7 protein-coding genes are annotated in these 12,634 nt (G+C 72.6%); 2 read left to right on the top strand and 5 right to left on the bottom strand.

Going from position 1 to position 12,634, the window contains the following annotated elements; translation table 11 throughout:
* Window positions 1-198 precede the first annotated feature (198 nt).
* Complete coding sequence (locus tag HCN56_RS02380; protein ID WP_167967754.1) at window positions 199-396, bottom strand: DUF6243 family protein; 198 nt, start codon at window positions 394-396, stop codon at window positions 199-201.
* A 446-nt stretch (window positions 397-842) separates the two neighbouring features.
* On the opposite strand from HCN56_RS02380, the gene HCN56_RS02375 reads away from it, so the two are divergent.
* Window positions 843-1,103 carry a ribbon-helix-helix domain-containing protein gene (locus tag HCN56_RS02375; RefSeq protein WP_167967753.1) on the top strand — a complete coding sequence of 87 codons (261 nt, stop codon included), beginning with the start codon at window positions 843-845 and terminating at the stop codon, window positions 1,101-1,103.
* Window positions 1,100-1,540: a PIN domain-containing protein gene (locus tag HCN56_RS02370; RefSeq protein WP_167967752.1), complete on the top strand. Its 441-nt coding sequence runs from the start codon at window positions 1,100-1,102 to the stop codon at window positions 1,538-1,540. Before HCN56_RS02375 ends, HCN56_RS02370 begins: the two co-directional genes overlap by 4 nt.
* 284 nt (window positions 1,541-1,824) lie before the next feature.
* On the opposite strand, the gene HCN56_RS02365 is transcribed toward HCN56_RS02370, so the two are convergent.
* The 4 genes from HCN56_RS02365 to pglY all read right to left on the bottom strand — a co-directional run bounded on the left by HCN56_RS02365 (window position 1,825) and on the right by pglY (window position 12,308).
* A complete protein-coding gene (locus tag HCN56_RS02365) occupies window positions 1,825-3,972 on the bottom strand; it encodes a DEAD/DEAH box helicase (RefSeq protein WP_167967751.1) in 2,148 nt (715 codons plus the stop codon).
* A gap of 71 nt (window positions 3,973-4,043) precedes the next feature.
* Entirely contained in the window at window positions 4,044-5,405 is a 1,362-nt protein-coding gene (brxD, locus tag HCN56_RS02360) for a BREX system ATP-binding protein BrxD (RefSeq protein ID WP_167967750.1), read from the bottom strand.
* Between the two features lie 70 nt (window positions 5,406-5,475).
* On the bottom strand, window positions 5,476-8,412 hold the full coding sequence (pglZ, locus tag HCN56_RS02355) for a BREX-2 system phosphatase PglZ (RefSeq protein ID WP_167967749.1): 2,937 nt from the start codon (window positions 8,410-8,412) through the stop codon (window positions 5,476-5,478).
* Window positions 8,412-12,308: a BREX-2 system ATPase PglY gene (gene pglY / locus HCN56_RS02350; protein WP_167967748.1), complete on the bottom strand. Its 3,897-nt coding sequence runs from the start codon at window positions 12,306-12,308 to the stop codon at window positions 8,412-8,414. Before pglY ends, pglZ begins: the two co-directional genes overlap by 1 nt.
* Window positions 12,309-12,634: the final 326 nt, after the last annotated feature.

The following is a 12,634-nucleotide window of genomic DNA, read 5'->3' as shown; positions in this document are numbered from 1 at the left end:
GGGTTCCGGGAGAGAGCCCGGCTCGCGTTTCGTTCTCGCGACGTGGTTGCGGTCCGCTGCGGCGCTCGATCGTCTCGGCGTCGTCGGGCTGCCAGGGGCTCGTTCCGGCGGGACGCCGAACGAGCCGCAGGGCCCGGACCGGGTGTCGCGGTCCGGGACCTGTCCTGTGCGGTGGGGTCGCCCGGTGGCGGCGGCGCGTCAGCTGTTCGCGGTGTCGTTCTCGGTTGCGTTCAGCTTCTCGCGCATCTTGCGGACCAGCTCCGCCTTGCGGTCGGCGGCGCCCTGGCGGTCGAGGTTGCGGTGCGGGCCGTTGTTCTGCTGCTCGGCGCGGGACCGCCGCTTGCGCTGGCCGCCGCCCTGGCCCACGGGGTTGTTGATGTTCTTGCTGTCGGTCACGGGTTCTCCCGGTGGTGAGGTGAAGTGATCTGCGGATTCATCGGGGGGACGGGCGGCGACGCGACGTCGGGGGACGTCAGCGGGCGCCCGCCACGCTCACTCGTAGACCGGCGTCTGGCAGAACATGACGATGACGGTACCCGGTCCTGCCGGCTCCGCGCGCCACGTTTTCGCCGGCCCGACCGGGAGGGAGGTCGCCGGAGTCGGGTACGCGCGTGACGGTGTCGGTGCCGGGTCGTCCCGGCCTGCCGCGGGGCCTCCGGCCGAGACACGCCCGACGGGCCGACCCCACGATGCTCCGCGTCGCCCAGACCTCCGGCCACACCGACACCTCCGGCGTGGAACGCCTGGCCGGCGTCGGCCGGAGTGGAGGTGGGTGGGGGGTTGGTCGGAGCCGTCTCGCTCACGCTCATACATCAACCTGGTACATACGTCATCGTTGGTACATGTCCATGAAGCGAACCAACGTCCATGCCGACCCGGAGGACCTCGCCATCATCAAGGCGGCGGCCAAGCGGCGCGGCATCAACGAGGCCGAGATCATCCGGCAGGGCATCCACCTCGCGGCCATGGCGAACCGGGTCTGGGACGAGCCACTCTTCTCCCGCACTTTCGAGGGGGCCGGTCGCACGCTGGACAGCAGCGAGGTGCGTGACACGGTGGCCGACGCTGCACGTCACGAGACCGAAGCAGGCACCGCTGCGTGATCATCGTCATCGCGGATACGTCCGGGTTCCTCGCTGCGCTCGACTCCACCCACCCCGAGCACCAGACGTCGAACGTAGCGATCATGGCCGCCGGTCTGTTGGTGATGTCGCCGCTGCTTCTTGCGGAGATCTATCACGTGGCGACTCGCGAACTCGGTCGTGAAGCCGAGCTCAGCGCCGTCGACGATACCCGGAACTGGACGCGTCGCGGCCGTGTCGCCGTCCCCGAGATCGCGGAGGACCACCTGGGGCTCGCCCAGCGTGCGCGCCCGCTACGGGACCTCGACCAGGATCTGGCGGATGCGGTGAACGAGGCCCTCGCCGCCGACTTCGACACCGACGCGGTGCTCACCCTCGATCGTCGTAACGTCCGCGCGGTGCGCCCGCTGGGCCACCACAAGGCGTTCCGGTTGCTCCCGGACGATCTTGCGCTCTGACGTGCGGGCGTGATGCGCCCGAGGCATGATCCTTTCTGGCGTACCTCCGGACCCTGCCCGGGACGGCACCGTTCCGGCGACTCCCCGTCTGTAGTGCGTGAGGATCCTGCAGCCTGCAGACGAGGGGTGCCTGTCCGCGGGCGCTGTCGCTTGACTCCGTGCGCTACGGTCTCCGCTCTTCCGCGCGCTCGACGGCCTGATGTCCGCCACCGCCCGGGCGGATGTGGCAGCAATGTTCGGAGGAAGGCGCAGAGATCTGGAGTGCCAGGACCGGGGCTCCGAGTTCACATCCCCCATTCGAGCCGCACTGGCTCGCGCGCCGCGGTCAGCGCCCCGTCGAAGTCCGCGAGGCGTTCGGCCAGGGTGGCGGTGGCCACGCGCGACGGGAGGGCAGCGGAGAACTTCAGGCCGCGGACGGCGCGTGGGTCGACGGTGGGCAGCGTGAGAGCGTCCGGGAGTTCGGCGCGAGCGGACTTCCAGTCGGCGGGGGAGAGGTCCTGGCGCAGGCGGAGATGGGTGTCGGTGGGCCGCTGGACGGGGTCGGCCAGGTTGCCGAGGGACGCGGCGAGGGTCGCGTTGGCGCGGTAGCCGGCCCAGGTCCACCAGCGGGTGGCATCGGCGTCGCGGACCACGAGAGTGCCGGCCGGGTGGACCTCGTGGGGGGCGCGATCGGTGCGCAGCTCGGCGAGGGCAGCGGTGGCGCGGCGGGTGAGCCGGACGTCCGGGTCGGTGCCGAGGAGGACGTCGCGCATGGCGCGGGTGAGGGTGAACGACAGGCCGCGTGGCTCGCCGCCCTGCCATTTGGCCACACCGCCGTCCTCGACGGGTTCGACGAAGGCACGGCGGCGGGCCCAGTCGATGAACGTCACCTGCCAGCTGCGCCCGGCGAGCAGCAGACGGCGCGGGCCGGGGCGTTCCTCGGTGAGCACGGTGGGGTCGGTGGTGCCGATCTCGGTGCGCCCGGCGAGGACGGTGAACTCGGGCGGCGCGGTGAAGGAAGCGGTGAGCTCCATGAAGTGGCGGCGGCCGAAGTGCTTCTCGGCCTGCGGGCCGATGAAGAGCATGCCGTCGTCGCTGTCCAGGAAGCCCTCGTCGATCAGGTGCGTCAGGAGCGGGGTGGCCGAGCGGTCGAAGGGCGCGAGGCCGTTCCACCGGTCCGGCCAGAGCCGGTCACCGATGCGGTGTTCCTGCAGGGTGAGCGCGAGCAGTTGCTGGGCGACGAGGTGACGAGGTGACGGTGGCGGGGTGACGGGCTCGACCCAACCCCGGGACCAGAGGGTGAGCAGCCCGGCGGCCTGCAGCAGCGACGCGGGGCTGGTGGCGAGGAAGAGACAGTTGCGAGAGGTGTCGGCGCGGCGGCCGGTACGGCCGATGCGTTGCAGGAACGAGGCGACGCTGCCGGGGGAGTCGATCTGGATGACTCGGTCGAGGTCGCCGACGTCGATGCCGAGTTCCAGGGTAGAGGTGGACACGATGACGCAGTCGCGCGCCTCGGCGAACGCCTGCTCGGAGCGCGCCCGCTCATCGGTGGAGAGCGAGGCGTGCGAGAGGAACACGGTGACGTCGCGGCCCCGGAGCGCCGCACCGAGTTCCTCGACCTGCTTGCGGGAGTCGCAGAAGACCAGACGCTTCTCGCCGCGGTGCAGGGCGGAGACCACCCTGGCGGCGTTGGCGAGTGAGCCGACGTAGTCGAGTTCGACGTCTCCGGCGGGCCTCGGCAGCGGGGTGTCCCCGGCGGTGTCCGGCAGAGTCACGCCGGGCGCGACGACCCGCCCCGGGCGTTCGGCGGGGCGTGCCCCCTGCAGCCAGGTGAGCAGTGCGTCCGGGTTGCCGACGGTGGCGGAGAGCCCGATCCGCTGGATGCGGTGGCCGGCCAGCCGCTCCAGCCTCTCCAGCACGGCAAGCAGGTGCCAGCCACGGTCGTCACCCGCGAAGGCGTGCACCTCGTCGATGACCACGGCACGGACCCGGCCGAGCATGTTCGCGTGGTCCGTCTTGACACTGATCAGCATCGCTTCGAGCGACTCGGGTGTGGTGAGCAGGACGTCGGGCGACTCGGTGCGGATGCGGCGGCGTACGGACTCCGGGGTGTCGCCGTGCCAGAGCGCGGCGCGGCGACCGAGCCACTGGGCGTAGCTGTCGACACGATGGACGAGGTTGTTGAGGAGGGCTTTGAGCGGCGCCAGGTAGAGGACCGAGGTGCCCGTCCAGTGCTGCTCCCGCATGGCGGACAGGACAGGGAAGGTGGCGGCTTCCGTCTTCCCGCCCGCGGTCGGCGCGAGCAGGATCGCGTCCTCCCCGTCCATCAGCGGCCCCACGGCGGCCTTCTGCAACGGGCGCAGATCGGGCCATCCGAGGGAGTTGACGATGTGGTGCAGGACGACCGGGTCGAGGCGTTCGAGCGGGTCGGGGCCGGGCGGCTGGTCCTGCACGTGGTGGCTCCCTGCGCTTGGTCTTCCGGGAACGGGAACGGGAACGGGAAGGGGGAGGGGAAGGCGACCGATCAGAGGTCGAGGTCGAGGTCGTCGGCCGACGTGGCAGCCGGCGGCGCGGCGAGGTTGCGTTCGGTGGCCGTGAGATCACCGCTGCCGAGGGTCAAGGTGTAGTGCGCACGCGGATCGAAGTCGTCGAACTGGTCGATCCGGTCGAGGACGTCCCCGACCAGCTTCTTCAGGTAGAGGCGCGGTGCGACTCCGACTCTGCCTCCCAGCGCCCCGCCCACGGCCCGTGCCAGGTCCGCAAGGTACGCGTCGTCGGCGAGTCGCTTGATCCGCTCGGCGGAGTCGGGGGTGGAGACGCCGTCCGCGTACAGGTCGCGGATGGTGGCACCCAGAGCGGTCAGGGACTCCTCGGTGAATCCGGGGAGCCGGATCTGCACCGCACGCGGGTTGTCGAAGCGCGGATCGGTGGTGAAGTCGGTGGCCAGGCGCTGGGCGAGCGGGGGGAGGCGCTGGATGCCCTGCTGTCCGTCGTAGAAGGCGGGCGTGCCGGTGATGACGAGGTAGAGGCCGGGGAACCGACCGGAGTGCACCTCGTCGATGAGCTGGCGCAGGGCGTTGAGCGCCTTGTCACGGGCGTCGGAGCGGACCCGCTGCAGCGTCTCCACTTCGTCCAGGACGAGCACGAGCCCGCCGTGCCCCGCGTCCTTGAGCATGGTCAGCAACCCCTGGAGGAAGCCGAAGGCGCCGAAGTGGTCGAGGTCGCCGCGGACCCCCGCGCTGCGCCGGGCGGCGGCGGCGACGTGCGGCTGGCCGCCGAGCCAGGCCATCACCGCGGCGGCGGTCGCCTCGTCACCGGCGTCGAGGGACTGCTTGTACCCGCGCAGGGCGGTGGCGAAGGCGGGGGCCTGGCGGGACACCTCGGCCAGGCGGGCGGTGAGCAGCCGTTCCACGGCCTGCGGCAGGTCGCTCTCGGCCGCGCCGTCGGCGAGCGCGTCCTCCTCCAGGGCGTAGAACCAGGCATCGGCGACGGGCCGCAGCGCACTGGGCGGGAAGCTCGGGGTGGTCAGGCGTTCGGTGAGCCGTCGGTAGACCGTCTCCAGCTTGTGCAGCGGGGTCTCGGTCTCCGACACCTGTACCTCGGCCACGGCGAAGCTGCGCCGCTTGGCCCGCTCGCAGAGCCAGCGGGTGAAGAACGTCTTGCCGGAGCCGTACTCACCGCGCACCGCCTTGAACACCGAGCCGCCGGCGGCGACGGTGTCGAGTTCCTCGTCGATCGCCTGCTCGAAGCGGCCCAGGCCGGTGGCGAGCAGGTCGAGGCCGCTCTCGGGGACGGCACCGCGTCGCAACGCGTCCACGACGGCACGGCGGCGTACGGCGCCGACGGGTACACCGGCACGGGGAGTTGAGGATCCGAACGAGTTCACCCGGACAGTCTCCCATCGGCGAGGCGGCCGGAGGGCCGGAGTGCCGACAGTCAGATCGGATTGGTCGTGCTCACGGGGTGCGCAGTCCGAACTGCTCGATCAGCTGCGCGCGGTGCAGGCGCAGGGTGCGGTTGTCGGGGAGAATCTCCAGGATCTGGGCGCCGTCGTAGTTGAGGAGCTGGGCCAGGGTCGCGGCGAAGCCGTGGGCGCGGCTGGCGGGCTGGCCCGCGCGTTCGGCCAGGGCGGTCAGGGGCAGGGTGCCCGCTTCGACGAGGGCGACCAGCGCCTTGGGGAGGGAGGACGGCTCCCGGGGCTTCCGGGCGAGCAGCTCCAGCTGCGCCGCGTACAGCTCGGTGGCGACGAGACGTTCCACGAGCGCGACGGCAGGGGACTGGGCCTGGGGGGAGGGTGCTTCGGGCTTGGTCGCGGGGTCGGCAGGGTTCGGGGAGGCGAGCGGGGCGAGCGCGTCCTCGCCGAAGAGACTGATGACGCCCTCCGCCGGGGGCTGGGTGGCTTTCCTGGTCTGCTTGGCGCCGGGACGCGACGGCGTGGCCGCGGGCGCAGCGACGCCGGAGGCGGTGACGGCCTCGGCACCGGCTTCCGTCTCGATGCCCGTCCCCTCGGACCACCACAGCGGAGCCGGATCGCCCAACTCCCGCCATCCCTGCGGTGGTTCGGCGCCGAAGGGCAGCAGGGCGAGCAGCGGAACGGTGAACTCGGCCAGCGTCGCCCCGCCGTGGTAGCCCGCCTTGAGGGCGGTGTACCGGGCGTCGTGGTCGCGCAGCGCGACGATGTGCGCGCCGGGCTCCGGCCAGACCACGCGCGGCCCGGCCAGTGCGATCTCCGAGGGGGCCACCGGACCGCCGGGGCCACGGTGACGGGACGAACCGATGGCTCCGGCAGGGGCGTCGAGCTTGCTGCTCCGCCGTTCGACGACATGGCCGTGGTCGGAGGTCAGCAGCACGGTCATGCCGTTGGCCCGCGCGGCCCGCAACAGCGCTTCGAGACCACTGACTTCGTTGGCGCGCCAGGCTCCGTCCCCGAGCTTCTGCTCCTTGGCGAGCCGGTCGTCGACGGTGTTGAGGACGACGGCGACGTGCATGCGCTCGTCGGCGAGGGCCTCGCCGAGGGCGGTGGAGAAGGGAGAGCCGGTGTCGGGGCCGCGCAGGTCGTCCTTGTGGAAGACGGCCGCCGGGGCCCCCTGCCAGCAGGCGTGGAGAGGGAAGAGCCGCTTCTCGTCGTTCTGGTCGCCCTTCATCAGGGTTCCGGTGAAGAGCGAGGTGCGTGAGACGGCGGTGAGGGTGGGCAGCGCTGCTGCCACGCCACGGCGCACCGGTGCGCCGTGCGCCCCGGGGAGCGGGTCGAACTCGGCCCACTGCCGCCGCAGTTCCTGCCCCAGCTCGGCCGCGACGGCCGCGCTCATCCCGTCCAGGAGCAGCAGCAGGACCCGGCGCCCCGGCTCGGCGACGACCGGCGCGACGACGCGCGTCAGGAGCGACTCGACGGTGAGCAGGGAGCCGGCGGAGCCGGCGTCCGCCGTCCACACGGCGAGCCGTTCGCTGAAGGCGTGGTCGAGCGCGCGGCGGGTCCGTCGCACCTGGTCGCCGATCCGGTTGTACGCGCCGGCGAGGACGGCGTCGGGGTCGCCGCCCGCCTCCAGGTGTTCCAGCGCGCGGTCGGCCCAGCCGAGCTCGCGGATCTGGCGGTCCGTCCCGTCGGACACCGAGTCGATCGTCTCCGACGGGTTCCCGGCCAGCCAGCGCCGCAGCCGGACGGCCATCCGGACCCGCTCGATCCGGGCCCGGGTCTCGCCGTCGCGGCGGGCGAGGGCGTGCGTGCGGAGCGCGGTGACGGAGTCCGTGACCACCTCGCTCGAGTCGCCGGCCAGCGCGTGACCGGCGGCGGCGAACCGGGCGTCGAGCCCGGCGGGCAGGAGCGGACTGGCGGTGGCGGCTGCCTGCGCCCCGAACTGGGAGACCAGCTGGGCGGCCCGGGTCAGGACCGGGTCGGCGAGGCGGTGCTCACCTCGGTCGAGAAGATCGCGTACGTACGCCTCGCCGCTGCGGGCGAAGGAGGCGAGGAGACGGTCGAGTTCGTCGCCCTGGGCGGGCGGCTGCTCGCCCAGCCACCGTTCGGCCCGGCCGCGTGCGCGGTACAGGTCGTGGTCGGCCTCCGCGTGGCCCCACAGCGCGGCGCAGACCACCGCGTAGGCAGCGGCGTCGGGGCCGTGGTCGGCATCGACCAGCGCCGTGATCACCCTGCCCGCGGCGCCGCCCTGCTCGGGCGCGGCGAGGAAGCGGGAGAGCCCGGCCTTCTCCGGGCCGCGCAGCTCGCGCAGGAGCTCCGGGCCGCCGGGGGTGAGGGTCCACCGGAACAGGGCGACGGGGTCGACCCGGTCCGACGCTCCCGGCGGGACGCGACCCGCCGGCGTGTCGCCGCTGTCGTCGTCGAGGCGGAGGCGCCGCCGGGTCAGCCGGGCGAGGGCCTCGTCGCGGGAGAGCACGCCCCTGCCGATCGTGCGCCACCCCCGGGTGCCGGCCGCGTCCAAGAGCGCTTCGGCCGCCCAGGTCTCGCCGCGCAGCCGGGTGTCGAGGCCGCTCGCCCCGAACGCCTCCTGCACCACCTCCCAGTTGTCGACGGACCTGATGCGGTGACCGTAGACGCGGGCGAGCAGACCGGGGTCGAGCTCGGTGTTCTCCCGGTCGGTGAGGACGACGAGGACGCGTGGCTCCGGCGGTGCCGGCGCCTCCAGGTGGCCCAGGATCTGCTCGTGCACCGCCAGGACGGACGGCGCGACGGCCACCCGGACCCGCGTCCCGTCCGCCGTCGGCTGCTCGGCGGCCCCGTCCCACTGCGGGGTGGCCCGCAGCAGCATGACGCGGACCGCGCCGTCGCAGAGCTTGCTGCGCGCGGTGACGAACTGGCGGACCGTGCTCACCGAGAGGCGGGCGGGACCCGCGGCGGACGGGTCCGGCCCGGCAGGGGTGGCGGCGATCGTGCCGGACATCAGTCGACGACCTTCCAGGTGACCTCGACGGTGGCGTCGGGGTGGGCCGCGGCGAGCGCCGCGATCTCGGCCTGCAGCTCCACGACCGCCTTGGCGGCCGTCGTCCGGCCACCACCGGAGCGGGCCACCGGGCGGGCCGGATCACGCGGCGCGGGCGGCGTCGGCAGCACCTGCGGATGGGCGGAGCCGCCGTCCAGGGGCACCGCCTCGGCGCCGAGCCCCGCAGCGGCGGGCTGCGGCTCCGGGGCCGGCGTCGGGCTCTGCCGGGACCGGAGCAGCGCCATCACCTCCCGGCTGCCCTTCTTCAGCACGGACGGCAGGTCGGGATAGTCGCCGGGGTCGCCGGCGGCGGCGTCGCGCACCCGCTCCATGATCGCCGCCCCGTCCCGGCCGAGCGTGTCGGCCAGCTCCAGCTGCTCACTCCAGCTGGTGTTCTGCAGCGCGTCGGCGACGGCCCGGGCACCGGTCAGCGACATGCCGTACCGGTGGGCGGTGAAGCCGCCGAGGTCGAAGCCGGCCAGCCGGTCGACCACTGCCTTGGCGCCCAGGTTCTCCTCGCGCACCGCGTCCACCAGCTCCTGGGCCCGCCGGGCGAGCACGAGGCGCGGCGAGGCGTCGTCCAGGTGCAGGAACCTCCGGTGCTTCTCCAGCTCCGTGACGAGCCGTTCCGCGTCGGGCGCGAACCCGTTCGCGGCCTTGCGGATCTGCCCGGCGAACTGGTTCACGATCCGCCCGCGACGCAGCTGCGGCGCGGGGGTGCCGAACACCGTCTCGTACCGCTTGCGTGCCTCGGCCCAGTCCGCCTCGGTGGGCAGCGGCTGCTCCCGCAGTGCGTAGTCACGCTTCAGGTCGCTCGGCAGCGGCGCGGGTTCGACCGCGACTCCGCCGCGCACCCACACGCGGTCGGACATCTCCGCGTACGCGGCGGCCAGCAGCCGCCGCAGCGGCTCGGGCAGGCCGCGGGGGTCGGGCCGGTCGGTCCAGTCCGCAAGCTTGACCAGGGTCGGCTCGGCGACCCCGTCCCGCCGGGCCTGCGCGGTGAAGTGGTCGAGCCAGAGCGTGGACTGCCGGTAGTACGCCTCGTGCATCGCACCGAGCCCCAGGCCGCCCGCGATCCGCGCCATGACCTTGCGGTCCTTGGCCTCGACCTCCACCTGCCCGTCACGGTCCTCGGCGGCCCTGCGCACGTACTCGAAGACGGTTCTGAGCTCGGCGGCCCGTAGCGGCTTCCCGGTGCCCTCCGGGTCCAGCTCGGGGTGGGCGGGGAACTGGTGGCCGAGCAGCTTTCCGGCCAGTTGACGTGCGGCGTCGCCCAGCTGCGCGCCGATCGGCAGCTGGAGCCCCGCCACCTGCTGCTGGGCCTCCAGGTGGGTGGCGAAGCCGAGGTCGACGACGCCTTCCTGCTTCTGCGCGAGTCCGTAGGCCTGCTTCAGCGCGCCCAGGACCCGCTCGGTGAGGACCTCCCGCTGCGACTGCAGCATGCCCTTGGCGCGGGCCTTGTCGTCGGCGTTGAGACTGCGCGCGAACTCGGAGTCGAAGCGGGCCTCGTCGGAGAGTGCCTTGGTGATGACGACGAGACGCTCGAAGTCGCCGCGGGTCGCGTCGGTGAGGTGGGTGGGCAGCCAGGCCAGGGTCCGCGAGGCGCCGCCCGTCTTCTCCCGCAGCGTGCGCAGCCGCTGCAGGTCGTCCATCGGCCCGAACTCGCCCTCGTCGTACGGGAAGCCGACGACGAGCCGCCAGGCGTCCTCCTGGCTGGGCCGCAGCGCCGCGTCCGACAGCGAGTCGACGTCGGCGACGTTCCCGAAGACCACCTCGACCTGCCGCTCGGTGCCCTTCCACACCAGGTCGAGGGTGTCGTACGGGTCGAACCCGCCGGCCCCGTCGGTGACGCCGAGCGCCTCCTTCAACAGGGTGCGCATGGTGGCCCGGCGGTTGCCCAGGTTGTTGTGGACCTGGGCGTTGGCGAGCACCGCGTCGAGGTCGACGCCGGTCAGCTCCAGGCGGACGACCGCGCCGGGGCCGGTGCCGGCGACCTTGATCTCCGGGAAGGTCGCCGCCCACTCCTTGGTCTTCTGCTCCAGGCGGCCGATCTCGGTGCCGGCGATCCGGGTGGTGATGGACCCGTGGTTGAGCGCGTTGAGCCGGGCCAGGGTCAGGTCGGACAGGGCGGGGACGCTCGGCGCGAGCGCGGAGAGGAGCAGCGTCTGGATCAGCCGGCTGTCACCGGTGAAGTCCCGGCAGCGGGCCTTCAGCTGCGGGTCGTCGATCGATTCCGGACGGCGCCGGTACGTCTCCACGTCGTCCTCGGTGACCTGGTTGGTCTTCAGCAGGTACGGGCGCAGCTTCTCGCGGTACAGCTTGTCCGCCGCCTCGAAGTGAACGCTGGTCTCGCCGCTGAACGCCTTGTCGCCGCCGCCGACGATCGCCGGGTACAGATCGCCGAGCGGTACGAGCTGGCCGAGCCGCCAGTCGTCCCGGTGGTCGACCAGCAGCTGGCTCATCAGCTTGAGGCCGGTGCGGGAGCGCTGCAAAGCACCGGAGATGTGCACCAGGGTGTCCATGAAGGCCGGCGGGAAGGGGTAGGTGCGCCGGAAGGCGTCCTCGTCCGCGCCGGTGGTGGAGTCCTTGTGGCCGAGCAGGGTCTGCCAGACGTCCGGGCCGAGCCTCTTCGCCTCGTCGAAGGCCGCCGCGACCTTCGCCTCGGCCTCGTCGTCGACGGGGTTCAGCAGTCGGGCCCGTGCGATCGTCGGGAGGTTGCGGTCCTCCAGGACGATCGAGTCGTACCGGCCGCCGTTGAGCTTCAGCGTGTCCTGCACGGCGGCCTCGGCGGCGCCGGACATCTCCTCGCCGACCAGCTCGCGCAGGTCACGCTGACGCGCGATGAACGAGACGACGGGGATGGCGCGGCGCTCGTCGGCGCCCTCCACGAAGTTGGTGACCTTGCCCGCCTCGCGACCGAGCGCCTTCTGGTCGTGGATGAGGGTGGCCAGCCACAGGATCAGCTCGTCCATGAAGAGGACGAGGCCGTCGTAGCCGAGGGACTTGGCGTGCGCGGCGATGATGCCGAGGCCCTTGTCCAGGGAGACGAAACCGTCGGAGTTCTCCGAGGCGTTGCGGGCGAAGGACGGGAAGAGGGTCTTGGTCAGGTCCTGGACGAGCCGTGCCCGCAGCTCCTGCGGGGTGGTCGGGTTGTCCAGGTCGAAGCCCTTGGTGTTCTCGTGCTCCTCCTGCGCGGCGACGGCCTGGTCGAGCAGCTCGGTGGTCCAGGCGAACGCCTCGCCCCACTCGTCGCCCTCACCGCTGTCCGCCTCGGCGAGCTGCGCGATCACCCGGTCGTCGCCGCTGCCACGGCGGTGGGCGGCGAAGTCCTCGAAGAGGCCGTCGGTCAGATAGACCTGCGGCAGATCGCAGCCCGGGTGCACCTTGCGCACGTGCTCCACGTACTTGCCGAGGATGCGCTGCTCAAGGGACTTGGCGCCGAGCATGTGGTACGGGACGAGGAGGAACGTGCGGTCCCCCGCGTCCAGCCAGGAGTGGTTGCCGCGGACGGGGTCGAGGCCCGTCTTGGAGCGGGCGGCCTGGTGGCCGGAGAGCAGGGCGTAGAGCACCGCCATGAAGTGCGACTTACCGGAACCGAACGAGCCGTGCAGGTAGGCGGCCTTGGAGGAGTGGCTGTCGAGCGCCGACTTGATCAGGTCGAGGGCTTCGTCGAAGTTGCCGCGCAGGCGGTCGGTGACGACGTAGTCCTGCAGAGCGGCCTCGGCGCCCTCGGGCGTGACGGCCTCGCCGAGCTTCAGCACGAAGTCGGAGGTCGAGACCCGCTCCGGGATGTGGATCAGCTCGCGAAGGAGGGGGCGGTCCTCGGGGCGGGGGGTGTTCCTGCTCATGAACGCCATGGTGTCTGTGAAGCTCCTCGCCCGGCCGGTCCTCGGGCAGCTCGATCAGCTGAGCTGCCCGAGCAATCGTAGTGGGCGCCGCCGACAGTGCGCCGTGCGATTCACAGCATCCGCTTAGCACAGTGCGTGACGCCGGGGACGCAGCGGCGACCACGCGTTTCACCAGCCGCACGGGCCCCGCGCTGCACGAGGAGGAGCCCACCCCGGTCGTCGAGCCGGGTAACGGCGGTGCCCGTCGTGCCGACAGGGACGCCACCCGTACAGATCCACGTGTGCGGGTTCACGCTCTGGACCGGGTGGGTGCTGATCCGGTCGCGTCTGCGGCC

Source organism: Streptomyces lonarensis (genome assembly GCF_012033735.1).
In the GTDB taxonomy this organism is placed as follows: domain Bacteria; phylum Actinomycetota; class Actinomycetes; order Streptomycetales; family Streptomycetaceae; genus Streptomyces; species Streptomyces lonarensis.
This window is presented reverse-complemented; position numbering and strand designations above follow the sequence as displayed.